Annotated in this window: 18 protein-coding genes; 14 read left to right on the top strand and 4 right to left on the bottom strand. The window is 69.6% G+C overall.

Going from position 1 to position 23,995, the window contains the following annotated elements:
- Positions 1 to 2: 2 nt before the first annotated feature.
- Complete coding sequence (locus ACWGJP_RS01780) at positions 3 to 1,346, bottom strand: branched-chain amino acid ABC transporter permease (protein WP_452329480.1); 1,344 nt, start codon at positions 1,344 to 1,346, stop codon at positions 3 to 5.
- Between the two features lie 213 nt (positions 1,347 to 1,559).
- Between ACWGJP_RS01780 and guaB the strand changes: the two genes are divergently transcribed.
- The 3 genes from guaB to ACWGJP_RS01765 all read left to right on the top strand — a co-directional run bounded on the left by guaB (position 1,560) and on the right by ACWGJP_RS01765 (position 5,327).
- Complete coding sequence (gene guaB, locus ACWGJP_RS01775; protein ID WP_452328035.1) at positions 1,560 to 3,062, top strand: IMP dehydrogenase; 1,503 nt, start codon at positions 1,560 to 1,562, stop codon at positions 3,060 to 3,062.
- Between the two features lie 201 nt (positions 3,063 to 3,263).
- Complete coding sequence (locus ACWGJP_RS01770; RefSeq protein ID WP_452328034.1) at positions 3,264 to 3,578, top strand: DUF2277 domain-containing protein; 315 nt, start codon at positions 3,264 to 3,266, stop codon at positions 3,576 to 3,578.
- A gap of 60 nt (positions 3,579 to 3,638) precedes the next feature.
- Positions 3,639 to 5,327 (top strand): ABC-F family ATP-binding cassette domain-containing protein, encoded by a 1,689-nt coding sequence (locus ACWGJP_RS01765; protein ID WP_452328033.1) that lies wholly within the window; start codon positions 3,639 to 3,641, stop codon positions 5,325 to 5,327.
- Positions 5,328 to 5,349: 22 nt separating this feature from the next.
- Here the strand turns inward: ACWGJP_RS01765 and ACWGJP_RS01760 are convergent, their stop codons facing one another.
- Positions 5,350 to 6,450, bottom strand: a complete 1,101-nt coding sequence (locus tag ACWGJP_RS01760) for an FAD-dependent oxidoreductase (protein WP_452328032.1) — start codon at positions 6,448 to 6,450, stop codon at positions 5,350 to 5,352.
- Positions 6,451 to 6,500: 50 nt separating this feature from the next.
- Between ACWGJP_RS01760 and ACWGJP_RS01755 the strand changes: the two genes are divergently transcribed.
- The 9 genes from ACWGJP_RS01755 (at position 6,501) to guaA (ending at position 19,629) form a co-directional block, all read left to right on the top strand.
- Positions 6,501 to 7,619 carry a GuaB3 family IMP dehydrogenase-related protein gene (locus tag ACWGJP_RS01755; RefSeq protein WP_452329479.1) on the top strand — a complete coding sequence of 373 codons (1,119 nt, stop codon included), beginning with the start codon at positions 6,501 to 6,503 and terminating at the stop codon, positions 7,617 to 7,619.
- Between the two features lie 13 nt (positions 7,620 to 7,632).
- Positions 7,633 to 8,424: an SURF1 family protein gene (locus tag ACWGJP_RS01750; protein ID WP_452328031.1), complete on the top strand. Its 792-nt coding sequence runs from the start codon at positions 7,633 to 7,635 to the stop codon at positions 8,422 to 8,424.
- Between the two features lie 245 nt (positions 8,425 to 8,669).
- Entirely contained in the window at positions 8,670 to 13,289 is a 4,620-nt protein-coding gene (locus tag ACWGJP_RS01745) for an ExeM/NucH family extracellular endonuclease (RefSeq protein ID WP_452328030.1), read from the top strand.
- A gap of 148 nt (positions 13,290 to 13,437) precedes the next feature.
- Entirely contained in the window at positions 13,438 to 14,235 is a 798-nt protein-coding gene (locus tag ACWGJP_RS01740; protein WP_452328029.1) for a DeoR/GlpR family DNA-binding transcription regulator, read from the top strand.
- Positions 14,232 to 15,173 (top strand): 1-phosphofructokinase family hexose kinase, encoded by a 942-nt coding sequence (locus tag ACWGJP_RS01735; protein ID WP_452328028.1) that lies wholly within the window; start codon positions 14,232 to 14,234, stop codon positions 15,171 to 15,173. The genes ACWGJP_RS01740 and ACWGJP_RS01735 overlap by 4 nt, the downstream gene beginning before the upstream one ends.
- A gap of 25 nt (positions 15,174 to 15,198) precedes the next feature.
- Positions 15,199 to 17,196: a PTS fructose transporter subunit IIABC gene (locus tag ACWGJP_RS01730; protein ID WP_452328027.1), complete on the top strand. Its 1,998-nt coding sequence runs from the start codon at positions 15,199 to 15,201 to the stop codon at positions 17,194 to 17,196.
- A 37-nt stretch (positions 17,197 to 17,233) separates the two neighbouring features.
- Positions 17,234 to 17,503 carry an HPr family phosphocarrier protein gene (locus ACWGJP_RS01725; RefSeq protein ID WP_452328026.1) on the top strand — a complete coding sequence of 90 codons (270 nt, stop codon included), beginning with the start codon at positions 17,234 to 17,236 and terminating at the stop codon, positions 17,501 to 17,503.
- A gap of 30 nt (positions 17,504 to 17,533) precedes the next feature.
- On the top strand, positions 17,534 to 18,055 hold the full coding sequence (locus tag ACWGJP_RS01720; RefSeq protein WP_452328025.1) for a DUF3817 domain-containing protein: 522 nt from the start codon (positions 17,534 to 17,536) through the stop codon (positions 18,053 to 18,055).
- On the top strand, positions 18,052 to 19,629 hold the full coding sequence (gene guaA, locus ACWGJP_RS01715; RefSeq protein WP_452328024.1) for a glutamine-hydrolyzing GMP synthase: 1,578 nt from the start codon (positions 18,052 to 18,054) through the stop codon (positions 19,627 to 19,629). Before ACWGJP_RS01720 ends, guaA begins: the two co-directional genes overlap by 4 nt.
- A gap of 206 nt (positions 19,630 to 19,835) precedes the next feature.
- On the opposite strand, the gene ACWGJP_RS01710 is transcribed toward guaA, so the two are convergent.
- Positions 19,836 to 21,791 (bottom strand): TPM domain-containing protein, encoded by a 1,956-nt coding sequence (locus ACWGJP_RS01710; protein WP_452328023.1) that lies wholly within the window; start codon positions 21,789 to 21,791, stop codon positions 19,836 to 19,838.
- A gap of 166 nt (positions 21,792 to 21,957) precedes the next feature.
- Here ACWGJP_RS01710 and ACWGJP_RS01705 point away from each other — a divergent pair, with 166 nt between their 5' ends.
- The gene (locus ACWGJP_RS01705; protein ID WP_452328022.1) at positions 21,958 to 22,389 is read left to right on the top strand and encodes a YciI family protein; all 432 of its coding nucleotides are present in this window, start codon (positions 21,958 to 21,960) and stop codon (positions 22,387 to 22,389) included.
- Complete coding sequence (locus tag ACWGJP_RS01700) at positions 22,386 to 23,681, top strand: RNA polymerase sigma factor (RefSeq protein WP_452328021.1); 1,296 nt, start codon at positions 22,386 to 22,388, stop codon at positions 23,679 to 23,681. Before ACWGJP_RS01705 ends, ACWGJP_RS01700 begins: the two co-directional genes overlap by 4 nt.
- On the opposite strand, the gene ACWGJP_RS01695 is transcribed toward ACWGJP_RS01700, so the two are convergent.
- Positions 23,678 to 23,950, bottom strand: a complete 273-nt coding sequence (locus ACWGJP_RS01695) for a GlsB/YeaQ/YmgE family stress response membrane protein (RefSeq protein WP_452328020.1) — start codon at positions 23,948 to 23,950, stop codon at positions 23,678 to 23,680. The genes ACWGJP_RS01700 and ACWGJP_RS01695 overlap by 4 nt on opposite strands.
- Positions 23,951 to 23,995 lie beyond the last annotated feature (45 nt).

The raw sequence follows: 23,995 nt of genomic DNA, 5'->3' as shown, positions 1-23,995 counted from the left end.
CGTCAGCCCAGCCTTTCTTTTCGACCGAGAATGCCCTGCGGCCTGACGAGGAGGATCACGATGAGCGCGACGAGCGCCGTCGCGTACTTGAGATCGGAGGGGACACCGAGCAGCGTGGAGACCTCGACCGCGAGGCCGACGATCAGGGAGCCGATCAGAGCGCCGAGCGTCGACCCCAGCCCGCCGAGCGTGATGGCGCAGAACATCAGCAGCAGCATCTGCATGCCCATGTCCCACTTCACGCCGGGGCGGAAGTACGCCCAGAGGATGCCCGATACCGCGGCGAGCGTGCCGGCCAGGATCCAGACGATCCGCACGACCTTGTCGACGTCGATGCCGGATGCCGCAGCGAGCTGCGGGTTGTCCGAGATCGCCCTGGTCGCCTTGCCGATGCGGGTGCGGGTGAGGAAGTAGCCGACGGCGGCGATGACCACGATGCTCGTCGCCATGCCGATCATGTCGATGTAGGACAGCGAGATCGGACCGAGCTTGATCGGTGTCGGGCTCGCGCCCTCGAGCTGGTAGGTGCCGCCGCCGATGATGAACTGCAGCACGTAGCGGAGGGCGAGGGAGAGGCCGATGCTCACGATCATGAGCTGGACGACGCCGAGGCCCCGCCTGCGCAAGGGGCGCCAGAGCCCGGCGTCCAGGGCCCACCCCAGCAGCGCCCCGGCGACGATGGCGGCGAGGATGCCCGCCCACATCGGCAGATGCCAGAACGAGGTGACGATCAGGGCGACGACGGCGCCCCAGCTCACCATCTCGCCGTGCGCGAAGTTCGACAGGCGCGTCGTCCCGTAGATGAGGGCCGCTCCCATCGAGGCGAGACCGAGCAGCAGGCCGAAGTTGAGACCGCCCACGATGCGCGACAGCAGCTGATCGATGAAGGAGGTCGTCTCGCGCACGCCCTCGCCGAGGAAGAGGTTGACGATCTTCGTGCCGGTCAGGCCGAACTCGACCTCGAAGGACGCGGTCGTCCCCGACACCGGTTGCATGCCCTCCGGCAGCTGCGAGGCATCCACGATGACGCCGTCGGGGAGCGTGTCCTCATCGACGGTCAGCGTGTAGACGTCCTTCTCGGGGACGTACAGGCGCCAGCGGCCCTCGGCATCCGTCTCGGTCTCGGCCTCGAAACCGCCGCCCTCGACGCTCATGGTGACGTCCGCCACCGGCTCGTCGTCGAAGGTGATGACACCGGCGAGGTAGAAGTCCGTGACCTCCTGCCCGTCGTCGACTTCCTCAGCGGATGCCGATGCGGGTGGTTGCAGGAACAGGAAGCCGAAGGCGAGGAGCGTTCCCACCAGGGCTATGGCCCATCGGGATCCGCTCCGCCTGGCCGAGATCATCGGACTCACGAAACCTCCAGTCCAGCACACGGGCCGAGACGGGGTTGTCCATCGGCCTTGATGTACGACGGTATGAGCGTAGTGTGTCGAGCCTGTTTCGGCCAACGCACGGTTCGGTCACGCTGCGCCGTCCGCCGGGAATTTTCCGCGGCTCCGCGCGCTTAGAATTGGTACACCGTCGCCCCCCCGATCCCGCCTGCAGGAGGACCATCCATGGACCAGCACGATCCCTTCGGATTCGTCGGACTCACCTACGACGACGTGCTCCTTCTCCCCGGGCACACGGACGTCATCCCCAGCGAGGCGGACACCTCGTCCAGGATCACGCGACGCATCTCCGTCGCCACGCCGCTGCTCTCCAGCGCGATGGACACGGTGACCGAATCCCGCATGGCGATCGCGATGGCCCGTGAGGGGGGCCTGGGCATCCTGCACCGCAACCTCTCGATCGCCGACCAGGCCGCGCACGTCGACCGCGTCAAGCGCAGCGAGTCGGGCATGATCACCGACCCGATCACCACGACTCCCGAGGCGACCGTCGAAGAGGTCGACGCGCTGTGCGCGAAGTACCGCATCTCGGGTCTGCCCGTCGTCGACCCCGACGGCAAGCTCGTTGGCATCATCACCAACCGCGACATGCGCTTCGTCTCCGGGTTCGAGCGCCAGACCACCTTCGTCAAGGACGTCATGACGAGCGAGGGCCTCGTCACCGCCCCGGTCGGCGTCGCCGCGGGCGAGGTCATCGCGCTGTTCGCGCGTCACCGCGTCGAGAAGCTGCCGCTCATCGACGACAACGGCAAGCTGGCCGGCCTCATCACGATCAAGGACTTCGACAAGAGCGAGAAGTACCCGCTCGCCACCAAGGACGAGCAGGGCCGCCTGCGGGTCGGCGCGGCCATCGGCTTCTTCGGCGACGCATGGGAGCGCGCGGAGGCGCTGCGCGACGCGGGTGTCGATGTGCTCGTCGTCGACACCGCCAACGGACAGTCCCAGGGCGTCATCGACATCGTCAAGCGCCTGAAGGCCGACGAGTCCTTCGCGCACATCGACGTCATCGGCGGCAACGTCGCCACGCGAGAGGGCGCCCAGGCGCTCGTCGACGCGGGTGTCGACGCCGTCAAGGTGGGCGTGGGCCCCGGCTCCATCTGCACCACGCGCGTCGTCGCCGGTGTCGGCGTCCCCCAGGTGACCGCCGTGTACGAGGCATCCCTCGCTGCACGTCCGGCCGGTATCCCGGTCATCGCCGACGGCGGCCTGCAGTACTCCGGCGACATCGCGAAGGCGCTCGTCGCCGGCGCGGACGCCGTCATGCTCGGCTCGCTCCTGGCGGGCACCGACGAGTCGCCGGGCGAGATCGTCTTCCAGAGCGGCAAGCAGTTCAAGCAGTACCGCGGCATGGGCTCGCTCGGTGCGATGCAGACCCGCGGCAAGCAGACGTCCTACTCGAAGGACCGCTACTTCCAGGCCGATGTCCCCAGCGACGACAAGCTCATCCCCGAGGGCATCGAGGGTCAGGTGCCGTACCGCGGACCGGTCTCGGCCGTCGCGTACCAGCTCGTCGGGGGCCTGCGTCAGTCGATGTTCTACGTCGGAGCACGCACCATCGAGGAGCTCAAGACCCGCGGCAAGTTCGTCCGCATCACCGCGGCGGGCTTGAAGGAGTCGCACCCGCACGACGTGCAGATCGTCGTCGAGGCGCCGAACTACAAGAAGTGATCTCCGGACGAAGGGCGGATGCTGCAGAGCATCCGCCCTTCGTCGTTCTCTGCGCCGGTGGTGCACAGATGTCGGACGTTCTTACGGTCGTCGGTCCGGATGGCGGAATCAGACCGACATCTGTGTTCTCGTCCGACATCTGTATCGACATCGGGGCGGGATGCGGTCGCGGAGACGCGACCTCGGGCGTAGCGTGCCGGTATGTGCCGCAACATCATCCCGCTGAACAACCTCGCCCCTGCCGCGACGGATGAGGAGTGCCACGACGCCGCCCTCCAGTTCGTCAGGAAGATCTCTGGAACCACGGCTCCCTCCCGTGCGAACCAGGCGACGTTCGATCAGGCCGTCGACGAGATCGCGCAGGCGACGCGCAGGCTGCTCGACAGCCTCGTGACCACCGCGCCGCCGAAGGACCGCGACGCCGAGGCGGAGAAGCGCCGCGCGCGATCGGCCGACCGCTACGAGGCTTTGCGTCAGTACCAGCAGGACAAGCGCGCGGCACGCGCGGGTGCGTGAGACCTCGTCGTCCTGATAGCCTGGTCGGCTCGGTGATCGGGCGGAAGGACGGCTCGCACCGTGGGCTACATCGACGTATCGGCGATCTCGCTGACCCTGCCGGACGGCAGACCACTGCTCGACGAGGTGACGTTCCGCGTCGGCGCGGGGTCGACGAGCGCACTCATCGGCCCCAACGGCGCCGGGAAGACGACGCTCCTGCGGATCATCCGCGGCGACCAGCGCCCGGATGCGGGAGCCGTCACCATCGAAGGCGGCCTCGGAGTCATGGACCAGTTCGTCGGCCACGGCGAAGCGGGCCAGACGGTGCACGAGCTCCTCGTGCGGGTCGCCCCCGCTCGCATCCGCATCGCGGCCACGGCGCTCGAGTCAGCCGAGAACGCGCTCATCGAGCGGGACGAGCACGACACGCAGATGGCCTATGCGGCGGCGATCTCGGAGTACGCGGATGCCGGCGGCTACGAGCACGAGACGATCTGGGATCAGTGCACGGTCGCGGCTCTCGGTGTGCCGTACGAGCGGGCACGGTTCCGCGAGCTGACGACGCTCTCCGGCGGAGAGCAGAAGAGGCTCGCCCTGGAGGCGCTGCTGCGGGGGCCTGACGAGGTGCTGCTGCTCGACGAGCCGGACAACTACCTGGACGTCCCGGCCAAGCGGTGGCTGGAGGAGCAGCTGCGGCAGACCCCGAAGACGGTGCTGCTCGTGTCTCACGACCGTGAGCTGCTCGCGCGCGCCGCCGATCGCATCGTCACCCTCGAACCCGGCGGCGCGGGCGCTGTCGCGTGGGTGCACGGCGGGGGATTCGCGACCTACCATCAGGCCCGAGAAGACAGGCTGGATCGGCTCGACGAGCTGCGCCGCCGCTGGGACGAGCAGCACGAGAAGCTGCGCGTGCTCGTCGCGACCCTCAAGGTCAAGGCCGAGGCGAACGACGGCTTCGCGTCGCGGTATCGCGCGGCCCAGACGCGGCTGCGGAAGTTCGAGGAGGCAGGGCCTCCCGAGGAGCGTCCTCCGGCGCAGGAGTTCGACATGCGCCTGCGGGGCGCGCGCACGGGCAAGCGCTCCGTGGTCGCCGAGCGGCTGGAGCTCACGGGGCTCATGCGTCCCTTCGACGCCGAGATCTGGTTCGGTGACAGGGTCGGCGTGCTGGGGTCGAACGGGTCGGGCAAGTCGCACTTCCTGAGGCTGCTCGCCCGCGGCGGAAGCGACCCCGATCCGACGATGGGGCACGTGACCTCGACGGGGGAGCAGGTCGCCCCGGTCGAGCACACCGGCCGGGTCTCGCTCGGGGCGAGAGTGGTGCCGGGGCTGTTCGCGCAGACCCACGCGCACCCCGAGTTCGTCGGACGCACGCTGCTGGAGATCCTTCACCGGGGCGATGAACGTCGAGCGGGCATGCCGCGGGATGCCGCCAGCAGCGCCCTGGACAGGTACGGGCTCGTGCGCCAGGCGCAACAGACGTTCGATTCGCTCTCCGGAGGACAGCAGGCGCGCTTCCAGGTGCTGCTGCTCGAGCTCTCCGGTGCGACGCTGCTGCTGCTCGACGAGCCGACCGACAACCTCGATCTCGAGTCCGCGGAGGCGCTGGAGGAGGCGCTCGCGCGGTTCGACGGCACCGTGCTCGCCGTCACGCACGACCGCTGGTTCGCCCGCTCCTTCGACCGTTTCCTCGTGTTCGGATCGGACGGCGAGGTGTACGCCTCGGACGAGCCGGTGTGGGACGAGCGTCGAGTCTCGCGCACCCGCTGAGCCCGGCCGGTCCGAGGTCCGCTCAGCGGGGCCCCGGCAGTCGGAAGGGGGCAGCGGCGCGAGCGGCCGGGTCCAGCGCGAGGTCGGCGAGGACCGCCCCGACCGCGGGTGCGAACTTGAAACCGTGCCCAGAGAACCCCGCACCGACGACAAGATGACCGCGCCGGTCGAGCACGAAGTCGCCGTCATCGGTCGAGGTGTACGTGCAGCTGAGGTGCACGGCGGTCTCGGCGTCGAGCCCCGGCATCCACTCCCTGACGTAGTCGCGCAGCGCGGCCGCATGCGTGGTGTGGTGCGGCCTGGCATCGGGATCGACCTCGTCGCCGACGGCGTGGAAGCCGACCTTCACTCCTTCACCGGGCGTCGGCATCCCGTAGACGGTGGCCGGATACATCGAGCCTCCGACGTAGTGATTGAACGACGGCCATGTGTCGGACCCTCGCGGGGTGAAATGGGCCGGTGTCTCCTCGGTGACGACGAGGCGGGGAAGACCGATCGCACCGATGAGCCGCGAGCTCCAGGCGCCGACGGTCACCACGACGGTCTCCGCGCGCACGGTGCCGCCGTCGGCGAGCTCGAGCACGGCGCTCGCCGGGTCCTGTCCGATCCGTGCCACCGGCGTCTCCCAGCGGACCTCGCCTCTGCCGGCGATGATGCGGCGTTCGAGCTCGAGCATCGCGTCGGCCGCGCGCACGACCCCGGCGTCGCGGGAGAACAGCACCTCGCCGACGAACCGCATCCCCGACCAGCGGACGGAGGCCTCGGCGGCGGAGAGGACCTCGGCGGGGATGCCGCGTGCACCGAGGCGTGCGCGGATGCCGTGCAGATCGGCGTCGCCGTGGGTGACGAGCCCGTGCAGCCGCAGCAGGGGTGCGCCGCCGACCTCGCCGAGGGCGTCCCATCCCTCGCGGGCGCGCACGAGGAGGTCGAGATAGTGCTCCTCCGCATAGGCGTTGTTGAAGTTCCGTGTCGCGCCGTGCGAGGCGCCGTTGCGGTGTCCGCGGAATGAGCGCTCGAATACGACGGGCCGGTGGCCGCGGCGCACCAGCTCCCAGGCGGTGGCGAGCCCCATCACGCCGCCGCCGACGACGGCGATCTCCACGGCATCCGCTGTCGTTCGCATCCGTCCAGTCTCTCAGCGTCTGCGGCCCCGGGTAGTCTGGAGGGGTGACCATGGACATCGAGCTCGGCCGAGGAAAGCGTGCGCGACGCGCGTACACGTTCGACGACATCGCGGTCGTGCCGTCGCGGCGCACGCGCAACCCTGAGGACGTCTCCACCGCGTGGACGATCGACGCCTACGGCTTCGACATCCCCGTGCTCGGTGCGCCGATGGACTCCGTCGTGAGCCCGGCGACGGCCATCAGACTCGGTCAGCTCGGCGGCCTCGGCGTGCTCGACCTGGAGGGACTCTGGACCCGCTACGAGAACCCGGAGCCCCTGCTCGAGGAGATCGCGGGCCTCGCGCCGGAGCAGGCGACGGCGCGGATGCAGCAGCTCTACTCCGAGCCGATCAAGCCGGAGCTCATCAAGGCGCGCCTCGCCGAGATCCGCGCGGCGGGCGTCACCGTCGCCGGCTCCCTCACCCCGCAGCGCACCCAGGAGCTCTACGAGACCGTCGTCGCCGCCGGCGTCGACCTCTTCGTCATCCGCGGCACGACCGTCTCAGCGGAGCACGTCTCCAGCGCCGCTGAGCCGCTCAACCTCAAGAAGTTCATCTACGACCTCGACGTCCCCGTCATCGTCGGCGGCGCTGCCACCTATACGGCGGCGCTGCACCTCATGCGCACGGGCGCTGCCGGCGTCCTCGTCGGCTTCGGCGGCGGAGCGGCCTCGACGACCCGCGCCACCCTGGGCATCCACGCCCCGATGGCCACCGCCGTCTCCGATGTCGCCGCCGCGCGCCGCGACTACCTGGACGAGTCGGGCGGGCGCTACGTGCACGTCATCGCGGACGGCGGCGTCGGAACCTCCGGCGACATCGTGAAGGCTCTCGCGATGGGCGCGGATGCCGTCATGCTCGGCGTCGCGCTTGCGCGCGCCACCGATGCGCCTGGCCGTGGCTTCCACTGGGGGCCCGAGGCTCACCACCCGCAGCTGCCCCGTGGCCGACGCGTCGCGGTCGAGCCCATCGCTCCGCTGGAGGAGATCCTCTACGGGCCTGCTCCCGTGGCGGACGGCACGGCGAACCTCATCGGCGCCCTGCGCAAGTCGATGGCGACCACTGGATACTCCGACCTCAAGGAGTTCCAGCGCGTCGAGGTCGTGCTCGCTCCCTATCAGCTGAGCTGAGCCGCACCCCATCGTGACCACCCCCGAGGCGTTCCCGCCGACCCTGCGCGAAGTCCTTCTTCGGCCGCGCTGGATCGGCGTGCTGCTGCTGTGTCTGGTCGTGGCCGGTGTCTTCGCCTTCCTTGGCCAGTGGCAGCTCGAGCGCGCGATCGACACCGACCCGCCGCCCGCGGGCGTGACCGAGGAGCAGCGTCCGCTGGCGGAGGTGCTGGAACCGGGGGAGTACCTGCCCGAACCGCTCGTCGGACAGCGGGTCCAGACGACGGGGACCTGGATCGAGGGCGACTTCCTGGTCGTCTCCTCGCGCTTCAACGACGACGTCGAGGGGTACTGGGTGACGGGCCAGCTCCGCGTCGCAGACGGCGTCTCCATCGCCGTCGCCCTCGGATGGGCCCCCGACCGGGCGGCTGCGGACGCCGCCGCGGAATCGCTCGAGAACGAGGCATCCGGCTCCGAGGCGACCGTCGCCGGTCGCATCATCTCCGACGAAGGCGTGCAGGTCCCGCCCTCCGATGATCCGCACCGCCTGGATCGGATGTCTCCGGCGGCTCTGCTCAGCCAGTGGCACGACACCGAGCAGCTCGACGTCTACCGGCCGTATCTGGCATCCGTCGATGCGCCGTCGGGTCTCGTCGACATCTCCTCTCCCGCCCCGGACGAGATATCCCCGGTCAACTGGCTCAACGTCTTCTACGCGGCCGAGTGGGCGGTCTTCGCCTGCTTCGCCTTCTACATCTGGTACCGGCTCGCCAAGGACGCCTGGGAGCGCGAAATCGAGGAGCTTGAAGAGGCCTCCGTCGTCTGAGCGACGACACCGACGAGCATCCGCACTGCGCATCCGCGCGGACGCCATCGCGCATCTGCGCGCGTGTTTTGTGCGCCCTCTCCCATGCATCCGGGCGATCGTGTGAGCAACTGGTTACCAATCGGAGAACACCGTTGATCATGTCCGCGGCCCTCCGTATGCTCCCAACATGTGCGCGCGCTGAGAGCATGCGCCGCGGCGGCCTCCCGTGGGTCATCGCGCGACCGAATGAGGAGACAGCACCGATGAAGCACCTCCCCGACGTCGGAACCCACGAGGTTCCGGCGTCCTTCCGAAACAACAGGGGGCGCGTCGGCGTCCTCGCCGTGACCTGCATCGCCGCGCTCGGCGCGGGTGCGCTCATCGCGCCGCCCGCTTTCGCCAGCACCGACGGCACCGGCATCGTCATCAACGAGGCCTACCTCTCCGGCGGCAGCGCGGGTGCGGCGTACACGAACAAGTTCGTCGAGCTCTACAACCCCACTGCCGAGGACGTTTCGCTCGACGGGCTCTCGCTGCAGTACCGCTCGGCGACGGGCACGGCCGCCTTCACGGGCGTCGCGGCTCTCGAGGGCGAGATCCCCGCGGGCGGCTACTACCTCGTGCAGGGCGGCAGCAACGGAACGAACGGTCAGGCTCTCCCCACGGCGGATGCCGTCAGCACGCTCAACCCCAGCGGAACCAACGGCACGCTCGCCCTCGTCGAGGGGACGACCGCCGTGTCGCTCACCCCGGGCTCGGTGGCGGGGGCCGACGGCGTCGTCGACGTGCTGGGCTACGGCACGTCGAACACCTTCGAGACCAAGGCAGCCACGTCGCCCGCAGGCAACACCGACGTCAAGTCGATCAACCGCACCGATGCCGTCGACACCGACGACAACAGCGCCGACTTCACCCTCTCGGCGACGATCACGCCGCAGAACTCCGGCGGCACGGAGCCGGAAGAGCCGGAAGAACCGGAGGAACCGACGGCCGTCTCCATCGCCGAGGTGCAGGGCACCGGCGCGGAGTCGCCTCTGAGCGGTCAGACCGTCACCGTCGAGGGCGTCGTCACCGCAGATTTCCGCACGGGCGGCTACAAGGGCATCGTCATCCAGACCCAGGGATCCGGCGGCGAGACCGACGCGACCCCCGGCGCCTCGGACGGCGTCTTCGTCTATCTGAACGCGCTCGCGCCGACCCTCGCGATCGGTGACCTCGTCTCGGTGACGGGCTCCGTCAGCGAGTACTTCGGCCAGACGCAGATCAACCCGGCATCCCTCAGCGGCATCGAGGTGCTCCAGGCGGACGCCGGTGTGCCCGAGGTCACCCCCTTGCCGGACACGGTCGTCGGCAGCGACCGGGAGGCCTACGAGAACATGCTCGTCGCGCCGACCGGCACGTACCGACTGGCGTCCAGCCACCAGCTGTACAACTACGGCACGCTGTGGCTGAACGCGGGTGACGATCTCGCCGTCAAGAGCACCGAGACCGCCCGCCCCGGCGACGAGGCGGCAGCGATCGCGGCGGCCAACAGGGCGAACCGCATCCTGCTGGACGACGGGTACTCGATCCAGGTCACCAACAACGGCCACCCGAACGACCAGCCCTACTTCACGGAGGATGTCGTCGTCCGCAACGGCGACACGGTGGACTTCTCGGATGCCGGCTACGTGCTGCAGTACGGCTTCGACGACTGGCGGCTTCAGCCGACCGTGCCGATCGACGACACCTCGTCGGCAGACCTCAAGGCGACGTTCGAGGCGGGCAACCCCCGCGTCGAGAGCGCTCCGGAGGTCGGAGGCGACGCGCAGATCGCGTCCTTCAACGTCTACAACTACTTCACGACGCTCTCCAGCGAGAACCCCGACGCGCGCGGTGCAGAGACCGCCGAGGAGTTCCAGATCCAGAAGTCGAAGATCGTCGCGGCGATCAACGGCCTCGACGCGGAGATTGTCTCGCTGATGGAGATCGAGAACTCGGTCAAGCTCGGCGAGCCGATCGACTCCGCCCTCGCCGATCTCGTCGACGGCCTCAACGCCGACGCCGGCAGCGACGTCTGGGCCTTCGTCCCGACGCCTGCGGCCCTGGATGACGCATCCATCACGGACTACATCACCAGCGCGATCATCTACAAGAAGGATGCGGTCAGCACCGTCGGCGACAGCATGACCGTCGTGGACGAGACCGTCTGGGACAACGCCCGCGAGCCGATCGCCCAGGCCTTCGACATCGACGGGCGCACCGTCACCGTCGTCGCCAACCACTTCAAGTCGAAGTCGGCCCCCTCGGGAGGCGGCACCGAGCCCAGCGACGGACAGGGGTTCTTCAACGCCGACCGCGTCGCACAGGCCGAGTCGCTCCTGGAGTTCACCCAGACGATCGAGGACACCACCGGCAGCAGCGACATCCTGCTGATCGGAGACTTCAACGCCTACGCCAAGGAGGACCCGATCGAGGTCTTCACCTCCGAGGGGTGGAGCGACACCGCCGCAGGCCAGTACACGTACACGTTCGACGGCGAGCTCGGCTCGCTCGACCACGTGCTCGCGTCGCCGTCGCTCTCGGCGTCGGTCACAGGCTCGGGGGTGTGGAGCATCAACTCCCCGGAGTGGAGCGACCGCGGCTACGCGTTCGGCGCCGCCGAGGCGGGAACGCCGTTCCGCTCCAGCGACCACGACCCGATCATCGTCGGCGTCTCCAGCGACGTGCCGCCGGTGTCGATCGACGTCGTCACGATCAACGACTTCCACGGCCGGATCGAGGCCGACGGTGCTGCTGCCGGCGCGGCGGTGCTCGCCGGCGCGGTCCAGCAGGTGCGCGAGGCGAACCCGAACACGATCTTCGCTGCGGCGGGTGACCTGATCGGCGCGTCCACGTTCACCTCCTTCATCCAGGACGACAACCCCACGATCGATGCGCTCAACGCCGCCGGACTCGATGTGAGCGCGGCGGGCAACCACGAGTTCGACCAGGGGTGGGACGACCTCGAGGGCAGGGTGCAGGATCGCGCGGACTGGGAGTACATCTCCGCGAACGTGTTCCTCACCGAGACCGGCGAGCCCGCTCTCGCCCCCGCCTGGGTCAAGGAGCTCGACGGCGTGAAGGTCGGCTTCATCGGCGCGGTGACGGAGGAGCTCGACTCCCTCGTCTCGCCCGACGGCATCGCCGACCTCGAGGTGCGCAGCATCGTCGACTCGGTCAACGACGTGGCCGCCGATCTGACAGACGGCGACGCGGCGAACGGCGAGGCGGATGTCCTCATCCTGCTCGTGCACGAAGGGGCCACCGGCACCGATGTCGCGAGCATCACTCCCGAGTCCGCGCTCGGTGAGGTCGTCGAAGGCGTCGATGACAGCATCAGCGCCATCGTCTCCGCGCACACGCACCTCGCCTACAACCACGTCATCGACGGCCGCCCGGTCGTCTCTGCGGGGCAGTACGGCGAGAACTTCGGTCTGATGAACCTGCAGGTCGACCCCGAGACCAAGGAGCTGCTCTCGATCACCAACGAGATCAAGCCGCTGACCCAGGGCGGAACCGCCCTGTACCCCGCGGTTCCCGAGGTCGCGCAGATCGTCGCCGATGCGAAGGCCGAGGCCGACGTCCTCGGAGCGGAGAAGGTGGGCGAGATCACCGCGGACTTCAATCGTGCACGCCAGACGAACGGCTCGGAGAACCGCGGTGGCGAGTCCACGATCGGCAACTTCGTGGCTGATGTCCAGAAGTGGTCGACCGGGGCCGACATCGCGCTGATGAACCCCGGCGGGATCCGCGCCAACCTCGCTTACGCGGGCACCGGCGCAACCGACCCCGACGGCAACGTCACCTTCCGTGAGGCGGCCACGGTGCAGCCGTTCGCCAACACGCTCGTCACGCTCGAGCTCACCGGTGCACAGCTGAAGTCGGTGCTGGAGGAGCAGTGGCAGCCGGATGGCGCGAGCCGCCCGTTCCTGAAGCTCGGCGTCTCCGACGGCCTCGTCTACACGTACGACCCGGACGCGGCGCGCGGCGAGCGGATCACCTCGATCACCCTCGACGGCACGGCGATCGACCCGGACGCGACCTATCTGGTGGCGGCGAACTCGTTCCTCGCGGCGGGCGGCGACAACTTCGCCACCCTCGCGGAAGGGGCGAACAAGGCCGACACGGGCAAGGTCGATCTCGCCTCGATGGTCGACTGGTTCGACGCCAACGGCACGGCGACTCCCGACCTCGCTCAGCGCGCGGTCGGCGTGACGCTCAGTGCGGCCGATGCCGATGGCTACACCGCCGGTGACCAGGTGACGATCGATCTCTCCTCGCTGTCGTTCAGTGCGGGTGAGGCGAACGGCGCCGAGGTGTCCGTCTCCCTCGGTGACGCGGAGCTCGCTTCCGGAGCGATCGACAACGCCATCGTCGACACGACAGACGAGGTCGGTCGCGCCAGCCTGAGCTTCACGGTTCCGGACGGAGTCTACGGCGAACAGTCGCTCACGGTCGCGGCCGCCGCAACGGGCACCGCGGTGCAGGTTCCGTTCACGATCGCGGGGGAGGAGCCGGCCGAGTTCGCCGGCACCATCGACGCGGCGAAGAAGGTCAGCGCAGGCAAGAAGCTCACCGTCACCGGTGCCGACTTCGAGCCCGGCGAGACCCTCACGATCACGCTGGAGCCGAAGAAGGGCGACGCGGTCTCGCTCGGCACCGTGGTGGTCGACGAGGATGGCACGTTCGACGCATCCGTCACTGTTCCGAAGAACATCAAGGCGGGCAAGTACACCGTCGTGGTGGCGCAGGCCGACGGGGACGCCGCCACCGACACCGTGACGGTGAACAAGGGTTCCGGCGGCATCGGCGGGGCGATCATCGATCTGCTCGACTGGCTGTGGGATCTGCTGTTCGGCTGATCCCCCTCGAGTGGATGCGGAGGCCGTCGGGAGCGATCCCGGCGGCCTCCGCTATGTCCGGGTATGCGGGAAGGAACCTCGAATAAGTCTTTGTTTATGTTGATCTGTGTTGTACTGTGTGGGAAACGCAATCGGCAACGGAGACGGCATGTACGCAGTGGAGCGCCAGCAGCTCATCGAGCGGATCCTCGTTCAGGAGGGACGCGTCGCGGTCGTCGACCTCGCGCGGCGCTTCGACGTCACGACGGAGACCGTGCGCCGGGATCTGGCGGTGCTGGAGGAGACCGGTGCTCTCGTCCGCGTGCACGGTGGCGCGGTCGCGAAGGATGCGGACAGCATCACGGAGCCGACGGTGACCGAGCGGGCGCAACAGCGCGGTGCGGCCAAGCACGCGATCGCCGCACGTGCACTCACCGCTCTCGGCGAGGAGTTCAGGGGATCGGTCTTCATCGATGCCGGCACGACCACCGCCGCCGTCGCAGAGGCGCTGGCCGCGCGGATGTCGTCGGCGCGCACGGGTGCACACGAGCGCGTCGAAGCGGTGACGCATTCGCTGACGATCGCTCCGACGATCGCCGGAGCCGAGGGCATCTCCCTCACCGTCATCGGTGGGCGGGTGCGCGGCGTCACCGCCGCCGCCGTCGGCGCCGAGACCACCGCGGCGATCGGTCGCCTCCGGCCCGATGTGGCCTTCCTCGGAACCAACGGCCTCTCCGCAGGTTTCGGGCTGAGCACCCCTGATCCGGACGAGGCATCGGTCAAGAGCGCGATCGTCCGGGCCGCGCGCAGGGTCGTCGTCGTGGCCGATTCCAGCAAGCACGACCGAGAGCTGCTGGTGTCGTTCGCCGGGCTGAGCGACATCGACGTGCTCGTGACGGATGCCGAGCCGCCTGCCGCGCTCGCGGCGGCGCTCGAGGACGCGGGTGTGGAGGTGTGGGTCGCATGATCGTCACCCTCACCGCGAATCCCGCGCTCGACCGCACGATCACGCTCGGCGCCGCCTTGCGCGTCGGCGAGGTGCAGACCGCTTCGTCCTCTCGAGAGGATGCCGGCGGCAAGGGCGTGAACGTCGCCAGGGTCGTCACCGCCGCCGGAGCCGACGGGCTCGCGGTGCTGCCGGTCGGCCAGGGGGACCCCTACGGCACCGTGCTGGCGGACACGGGCATCCCGACGCGCACCGTGCCGATCACCGCGCACGTGCGCGCGAACCTGGCGATCACCGATCCGGTCGGGGCGACGACGAAGGTCAATCTGCCAGGGGCGGTGCTGTCATCCGCGGATGCTGCCGCGCTGATCGCGGCGACCGTCGAGGCGAGTCGCAGCGCGGCATGGCTCGTGCTGGCAGGCTCCCTGCCGCTCGGTGCTCCGGCCGGCTTCTACGTGGACGTCATCGACGCGGTGCGTGACCGGTGGGGTGCGGACGCACCCCGGATCGCCGTCGACACCTCGGGGCCCGCGCTCCGCGAAGTCGTCGCGCACGGCGCGGCGGATCTCATCAAACCCAACGATGAGGAGCTCGCCGAGCTCACCGGCATCGACCTCGACCGCGCGGACCTCGTACCGGCCGTGCGCGAGGTCGCACGCCGGATCGTTCCGGAGAGCGCTGCCGCAGCACTGGTCACCCTCGGGGGAGCGGGCGCGGTGCTCATCACGGCCGATGGGGCCTGGTTCGGCGCTGCGCCGCGGATCCGCGTGTCGAGCACGGTCGGCGCCGGTGACAGCTCTCTCGCCGGATACCTGCTCGCGGATGCCGAAGGCGCGGACGCTGCGGATCGGCTGCGCATGGCGATCCGCTACGGCGCCGCCGCGGCGATGCTCCCCGGCACGCAGGCGCCGACTCCCGCCGATCTCCCGTCCGGCGACATCGCCGTCCGAACCCTCTGAATCCAGACGACCGCAGGAGGTCATCGTGTCCGACACCATCACAGCCGAACTGGTCAGCATCGATGCTGCGCTCGGCGCCGACAAGGCCGCGGTCATCCGCGCACTGGCCGAGCTCGTGGCGGCCCAGGGCCGCGCCGACAGCGGGCGGGCCCTCTTCGACGACGCCTGGGCGCGCGAGCAGAAGGACGAGACGGGGCTGCCCGGCGGCATCGCAATCCCGCACGCGAAGAGCGCCTCCGTGACGAGGCCGTCGCTGGCCTTCGCCCGGCTGACCCCGGGCGTCGACTTCGGCGCTCCGGACGGACCAGCCGACCTGGTCTTCCTCATCGCCGCTCCCGACACCGCGGCGGAGGCGCATCTCGCGATGCTCTCCAAGCTCGCACGCAGCCTCATGCAGGACGACTTCACGGCGGCGCTGCGCGCCGCGAAGACACCGGCGGACGTCGTGGCGATCGTCGACGCCGCGATCGGAGACGGTCCGGCCGACCAGGATGACGTCCCGGCGGCCGTCGGCGCGGAGGGGTCGGTCGCCGCCGACGGGCTGCGCCTCGTCGCCGTCACCGCCTGCGCCACCGGCATCGCCCACACGTTCATGGCGGCCGATGCGTTGACCGCGGCCGCCAGGGCCGATGGCGTCGAGCTCGCGGTGGAGCCGCAGGGCTCGAGCGGGTACAAGGCGCTCCCGCAGAGCGTCATCGACGCTGCGGACGCCGTGATCTTCGCCGTGGACGTGGACGTCAGAGAGCAGGAGCGGTTCGCTGGGAAGCCGGTGATCCGTTCCGGCGTCAAGCGGGGGATCGAAGAGCCGACGCAGCTCATCGCCGAGGCGCTGGCCGCGGCGAACGATCCGAAAGCGGTGCGCGTGGGCGGGACGGCAGCGGCATCCGCCGCCGCTCCTACGACGCAGTCGTTCGGCGCCCGCATCCAGCGCGTCCTGCTCACCGGCGTCAGCTACATGATTCCGTTCGTCGCCGGCGGGGGTCTGCTGATCGCCCTCGGATTCCTCCTCGGCGGGTTCAACGTCAACCAGGACGGCGTCGCTTTCGACGTCGTGCTGCAGAACGCGCTCTGGGATCTCCCCGCGGGTGGCATCGGCCAGTACCTCGGCTCCGTGCTCTTCGTCATCGGCGCCACCTCGATGGGCTTCCTCGTCTCGGCGCTCGCGGGCTACATCGCCTTCGCGATCGCCGACAGGCCCGGCCTCGCACCGGGCTTCGTGGCCGGCGCCGTCGCCGTGCTCATGAACGCCGGCTTCATCGGCGGGATCGTCGGCGGCCTGCTGGCCGGAGTCGTCGCCTTGGCGATCGGCCGCATCGACGCCCCGCGATGGCTCCGCGGGCTCATGCCCGTCGTCATCATCCCGCTGCTCGCCTCGATCGCGGCATCCGGCCTCATGCTGCTTTTCCTCGGCCGACCCATCGCCTGGCTGATGCTCGTGCTCAACGACTGGCTGACCGGCCTCGCAGGGACCTCGGGCATCATCCTCGTCGGCGTGATCCTCGGCCTCATGATGTGCTTCGATCTCGGCGGTCCGGTCAACAAGGTCGCGTACGCCTTCGCCACGGCAGGGCTCGCCTCCGCATCCGCGGACAACACCGCGCCCTACCTCATCATGGCCGCCGTGATGTGCGCAGGCATGGTCCCGCCGCTCGCGATGGCGCTGGCCTCCACGGTGCTCGACCGCCGGCGCTTCACCGCGGTCGAGCGCGAGAACGGAGTCGCCGCATGGCTGCTCGGTGCCTCGTTCATCAGCGAGGGCGCGATCCCGTTCGCCGCCGCCGATCCGCTCAGAGTCATCCCGGCATCCATGCTCGGTGGAGCCGTCACCGGTGCTCTCAGCATGGCGTTCGCTGTACAGTCGCTTGCGCCGCACGGAGGCATCTTCGTCTTCTTCGCGATCTCGCCGATCTGGGGATTCCTCATCGCCCTGGCTGCGGGCACCGCGGTGAGCGCGTTCGCGGTCGTCGCGCTGAAGCGTTTCGCGACGAAGAAGCCGCAGCAGAGCGCGGCGGTCGCCGCCTGATCCGACATTCCCTGACAACGCACCGAAGGAGAACACCATGACCGAACGACAGGCGACGATCGCCAGCAGTTCAGGACTCCACGCCCGCCCCGCGAAGCTCTTCGTGTCCGCCGTGCAGGCCACGGGCATCCCGATCACGATCTCCGTGGACGGCGGCGCGGAGCTCAACGCCGGCAGCATTCTGGCACTGATGGGGCTGGGGGCCAGCACGGGAACGACCGTGACGCTCCGCTCGGACGCCGACGGCGCGGCGGAGGCGCTCGACGACCTCGTCGCCCTGCTGGAGACCGACCTCGACGCGGCGTAGCCTCCGTGCTCGCCGGGTAGACTGGACGGCATGCCCGAGCCGAAAGCCGCCTCCTTCCCGAAGATCCGCGGGGCGCTGAGGTTCTACCAGATCGCCTCGATCATCACCGGCGTCATGCTGCTCTCGCTGCTCGTGGAGATGATCCTCAAGTACAGCCCCACGCACGTCGAGCTCTTCCTCGGCGGCTCGGGCGGCTTCCTCTGGTTCGCGCCGGTCATCGTCGGCGACGGCTGCCAGTGGTTCTCCCTCTTCGTGCCAGGCGGCATGGGGTGCGAGCTCGTCTCGGCCGGTGACGGCGTCAACATCTCGCTCGGCATCCTCGTCGCGCACGGCTGGTTCTACGTCGTGTACCTCTTCGCCTGCTTCCGCATGTGGAGCCTCATGCGCTGGCCGTTCGTGCGCTTCATCCTGCTCGCGCTCGGCGGCGTCGTTCCGCTGCTCTCGTTCTTCATGGAGGCCATCGTCGCCCGCGAGGTCAAGGCGTACCTCGCCTCTCGCGAAGCGTCGATCGCCGCCGCATCCGACACTCAGACCCAGGAGGCCGCGCGATGAGCGCAGACACCGCCCAGCGTCCCGTCCTCGTCGTCGACTTCGGCGCCCAGTACGCGCAGCTCATCGCGCGCCGGGTGCGCGAAGCAGGCGTGTACAGCGAGATCGTGCCGCACACCGTCACCGCGGCGGAGATCTCCGAGCGCAATCCCGTTGCACTGATCCTGTCCGGCGGCCCCTCGTCGGTGTACGAGGAGGGCGCGCCCTCGCTCGATGGCGCCATCTTCGATCTCGGCATCCCGACGCTGGGCATCTGCTACGGCTTCCAGGTGATGGCCCGCGCGCTCGGCGGCGAGGTGGCCAACACCGGTCTCCGGGAGTACGGCGCCACGGATGCTTCGCTCACCGGTGACGGCGGCGTGCTGCTCGGCGGCCAGCCGGCCGCGCAGAACGTCTGGATGAGCCACGGCGACCAGGTCTCCAAGGCCCCGGAGGGCTTCGAGGTGCTCGCCTCGACCTCGGCCACCCCGGTCGCCGCCTTCGGCAGCGCGGAGAAATGCTTCTACGGCGTGCAGTGGCACCCCGAGGTGAAGCACTCCGACCACGGCCAGGAGGTCATCGAGAACTTCCTGCACAAGGCGGCAGGGCTCGCCGCCGACTGGAACAGCGGCAACGTCATCGAGGAGCAGGTCGCACGCATCCGCGAGCAGGTCGGCTCGGCGCGCGTCATCTCCGCGCTGTCCGGCGGCGTCGACTCCGCCGTCTCCACCGCGCTCGTGCACCGGGCGATCGGCGACCAGCTCACCGCGGTCTTCGTCGACCACGGTCTGCTCCGCAAGGGCGAGCGCGAGCAGGTCGAGAACGACTACGTGGCCTCCACCGGAGTGCGGCTGATCACGGTGGATGCCGCTGAGACCTTCCTCGGCTTCCTCGCCGGCGTCACCGACCCCGAGGAGAAGCGCAAGATCATCGGGCGCGAGTTCATCCGCGCCTTCGAGAAGGTGCAGCGCGAGCTCGTCGACGAGGCCAAGGCCGAAGGCGCTCCCGTGAAGTTCCTCGTGCAGGGCACGCTCTACCCGGACGTGGTCGAATCCGGCGGCGGCACGGGTACGGCGAACATCAAGTCGCACCACAACGTGGGCGGGCTCCCCGACGATCTCGACTTCGAGCTCATCGAGCCGCTGCGCACCCTGTTCAAGGACGAGGTCCGCGCGATCGGCCGCGAGCTCGGCCTGCCGGAGGCCATCGTCGGGCGTCAGCCCTTTCCGGGGCCGGGCCTTGGCATCCGCATCGTGGGCGAGGTCACCGCTGACCGTCTCGCGCTCCTGCGTGAGGCCGACGCCATCGCCCGCGAGGAGCTGACCCGCGCTGGGCTGGATCAGGAGATCTGGCAGTGCCCGGTCGTGCTGCTCGCGGACGTGCGCTCGGTCGGAGTGCAGGGCGACGGTCGCACCTACGGGCACCCGATCGTGCTCCGTCCGGTGTCCAGCGAGGATGCCATGACGGCCGACTGGACGCGCCTGCCTTACGACGTGCTCTCCAAGATCTCCAACCGCATCACCAACGAGGTCCGCGATGTCAACCGCGTGGTGCTCGACGTCACGTCGAAGCCCCCGGGGACCATCGAGTGGGAGTGACGTCGTCGCTCCCACTCGCGATGAGCACTGCGTGGCACTCGCCCGCGGCAGCGGGCGAGTGGGAGTGACGTCGTCGCTCCCACTCGCGATGAGCACTGCGTGGCACTCGCCCGCGGCAGCGGGCGAATGGGAGTGACGTCGTCGCTCTACGACGTACGAGAGGGGCGGATGCTGCGCAGCATCCGCCCCTCTCGCGTACCCGGGGCCTAGAACCGACGCCCGCCGGACCTGCCCGAAGATCTGCTCCCGCCGGAGGAACGGCTGGACCCGCCGGAGGAGCGACTGGAGGACCGGGAGGATCCGCCCCATGATCGTGACGACGATCCGCCCCAGCCCGAGGAGCTGCCGCCGTCGCTCCTGCCGAAAGCGCCGGACAGCGCACCGAGCACGATGCCGCCGAGGACGAACATGATGACGATGCCCGGTGCATCGTCGGCGACGCCGATGCTGCTGATGAATCCGACGAAGCCCCCGCCGAAGCCGCCCCACACAGCCTTGGCGCCGGTGCCGTCCCGTTCTTCGTAGGTGAGAGAGCGTCGAGGAGCGGCGCTGGATGCGGACGCGGGGGTATCGAACATCAGGGGTCGGTCGGCGGCTGCCTGAGCCGGCCGCACGAACCGCGACCGCTCGCGCGCGACAGGCGATCCGACGAGGCTCTGCACCTGCTCGGCTGCCGCCTGCGCGGATGCCGCGAGCTGTGTGGACTCCTCGCTTCCGACTTGCGCGCTCCTCGCCTCGGCGAGCCGGCTCTGCGCGAGCTGCAGCCGACTCAACGCGAACGCGCTGACCTGGCCGGCTCTGGCCTGCACGGAGGATTCCGCCGCGCGAACCGCGGCGGCGGCTCGGTCGATGCCCGAACCGAGCGGGCTCGACGCAGACTCGGGAGTCGAGGCGGCCTCAACCGCGCGCGCGGAGAGGGTCTCGGCCTGCGCGTCGACGGCGTCATGCAGGTCGCTCACCTCGGCGAGGAGCCGCTCGATCTCGTGCACGCCGTCGGAGATCGCCTTCGGCTTGCGTGCGGATACCGCGGCGCGGAGCGCTTCGAGCCGGACGTCCGCGTCGCGCAGCCGGCGCTCGATCTCATCGGCGTTGTCTGCGACGCCGATGAGGTCGACGGGATCGAATGCCGCCGTGAGCGAGGCGAGCCGACCGATCGTCGCAGCCTGCACCTCGGCGGCCTCGGCGCGGGCGGCGGTCAGGCGGTTCAGCGTCGCCGGTGCGGAGGCGGTGAGGGCACGCAACGCCTCGAGCTCGCGCTTGCGCCCCTCCAGGCGACCGTCGATCTCGCCGCAGAGCCGGATGATCGACTCGGTCCACGAGCGCGTCTCCTGCAGCGTGTCCTTCTCGGAGTCCTCGAGCTTCTCCAGGAGCAGGAAGCCCTCCCTGAGCTGTTCGCGGCAGCGGTCCAGCACGACGGCGAACTCGGCGGTCGTCTCCTCGCCGAACTCCGCCGTGACGAACCCGAGCTCTTGCGCGCTCGTCCGGATGGCCTCATCGGCCTGCACGAGCAGGCGCGCAGCGCGTCGGCGCTGACCGTCCAGGGATCGCAGCTCCCTGGACAGTGCGACACGGCGACGGATGAACAGGACGAGCTGCACGACGAGGAAGATCACGATGGCGAGAGCGGCGATGCCGAGCATCCAGACCCACCATGGCCACGGCACCTCGTCGAACTCGCCGGCGACGTACTCGATGCCGCCCGCCCAGTCGTCGTGCGCGAGATGATCGGCCCCGAGCGCGTTCTCGACGTCGAGGACTCTGGCTTCGGAGAGAGGGCCGGCGGCGACGCCGTCGCCGCCGTACTCCGCCGAGATGGCGAGGGTCCGCCCCTCCGTCGCGATCGCCAGCAAGTACTGATCGGGGGCGAGGTTGTTGCGCTGCGCGGTGTCGTCGGCCCAGGCGAGGGCGTTGGCCGGATCCTCGAATCGGGGGACCAGCACGACGTAGAGCTCCGGTCGTCCATCCTTCGCGGCGAGGTCGCCGAGGAGCTGCTCGAGCCGGGCCTCCTCCGACTCGTCGAGGACGCCCGAGACATCGCTCACATAGCCGGGGTCGAGCGCAGGAGGCGCGGTGGCACCCGCAGCGAGAGCGGGGCCGATGAGGATGCCGCCGAGCAGCGCCGACGCTGCCGTGATCGTCCCGAACCGCATCCGTCCGCTCATCGTTCCCCCCGAGTGTTCACGTCGTTCATCATGGCACGACGGCCGCGGAGCCCTTCGGAGAAGGGGCGTTGAAGTTTTTTCGGATGCCGTGTCGATCTGCGCCCTTCCCGTTCGACGTCTTCAATGAGAGGGTCGAGACACGATCCCGGGAACAAGGAGAACAACCATGAAGTACATGCTGATCATGCGGGCAGACGACTCCGGTGTCGAGGCGTACCAGGAGATCCCGTTCGAGCAGGTCATCGAGGCGATGGGGAAGTACAACGAGTCGATGATCAAGGCGGGTGTCCTGCTCGCAGGGGAGGGGCTCACCGACGCCGCCGAGGGTTTCGTCGTCGATTTCTCCGCCGACGCCCCGCTCGTCACCGACGGCCCGTACGGGGAGACGAAGGAGCTGTTCAACGGCTTCTGGATCATCGAGGTCTCCTCGCGCGAGGAAGCGGCGGAGTGGGCCAAGCGCGCCCCGCTCGGCCCCGGGGCCTTCCTCGAGGTGCGCCGTGTGACCGAGCTGGAGGACTTCCCCGCGGACAACGAGTGGATCCAGAAGGAAGAGGGGTGGCGGCGCGAGGAGGAGGCCCGCCGCGCCGCCAAGCCGTGACCGAAGCCGAATCGCCCTCGGCGGCGGGAGTGCGCGCGGATCCTGCGACGGATGTCGAGCGCACTCTCGCCGCGGTGTGGCGGATCGAGTCGGCCAGGATCGTGGCGACGCTCAGCCGCGCCATCGGCGACTTCCCGCTCGCCGAGGACCTCGCTCAGGAGGCGCTCGTGGATGCGCTGCGGCAGTGGCCGCAGGAGGGCGTGCCTCGCAATCCGGCCGCCTGGCTGACCGCGGTGGCCAAACGCAAGGCGATCGACGGATGGCGTCGTCGCGAGCGGTACGACGACCGCATCGCCGCGCTGGCGCACGATCTGGAGCGCGAGCAGTCCGAGGCGCTCGATGCGGCACCGTGGGATCCGGATGCCATCGACGACGACGTGCTCCGACTGATCTTCATCTCCTGTCACCCCGTGCTCTCCCGAGAGGCGCAGGTCGCGCTCACGCTCCGGGTTGTGGGCGGGCTGTCCAGTGAGGAGGTCGCCAGGGCGTTCATGGTTCCCGTCGCCACCGTGCAGCAGCGCATCGTGCGGGCGAAGAAGACGCTCGCTGCGGCGAACGTCGCCTTCGAGACGCCGCCGAGGAACGAGCAGCCCGCGCGGCTGAGCGCGGTGCTGGGGGTGCTCTACCTCGTCTTCAACGAGGGACATGCGGCGTCCAGCGGATCGGAGTGGATGCGTGCGGATCTCGCCGCCGAGGCGATCCGGCTCGCACGTGTGCTTGCTGCCCTGCTTCCCCAGGAGCGGGATGCCTGGAGCCTCGTCGCCCTCATGGAGCTCACGGCGGCCCGGTTCCCCGCGCGCACCGATGCGAACGGCGACCCCGTGCTGCTCGCGGATCAGGACCGCACCCGCTGGGATCGCAGCCGCATCGCCGCGGGGCGTGCGGCGCTCGCCCGGGCAGACGCGCTCGGCTCAGGACGGACGGCATACGGCCTGCAGGCGGCGATCGCCGAGTGCCATGCGCTGGCCCCGTCCGTGGAGGCCACCGACTGGGAGCGCATCGTCCTGCTCTACGAGGCGCTCGGACGACTCGCTCCGTCGCCCGTCGTCGATCTCAACAGGGCGGCAGCGATCGCCATGGCGACCGGTCCGGCGTCAGCGCTCAGGGAGATCGATCGGATCATGGCATCCGGAGCGCTGCGGAACTACCACCTGCTGCCCGCCACGCGCGCGGAACTGCTGCGGCAGCTCGGCCGTGAGGACGAGGCCAGACGCGAGTTCGCGGCCGCTGCCCGACTGGCGGGCAACGACCGCGAACGGTCACTGCTGGAGGCGAAGGCCGACGGCCGTTAGTCGTTCACCTTCCGCCCGCTGCCGGCGATGAGGCCGTAGATGAGCAGGACGACCACGGAGCCGGCGATGGCCAGCAGCCAGGTCCCGAGGTCCCAGAACTCCGTGAGCGGTCGGTTCAGGAGCAGACTCCCCAGCCAACCGCCCAGGAGAGCACCGACGACTCCGAGAAGCAGGGTGACGAACCAGCCGCCGCCCTGGCGGCCGGGCAGGATCAGCTTCGCGATCGCACCGGCGATCAGGCCGAGAAGGAGGAATCCGAGGAAGCTCATGGTGAGGGCTCCGTTTCTGTTGGTGATGCCCCATCATGCTCATCG

The organism is Microbacterium sp. NPDC055903 (assembly GCF_053615555.1).
This window is presented reverse-complemented; position numbering and strand designations above follow the sequence as displayed.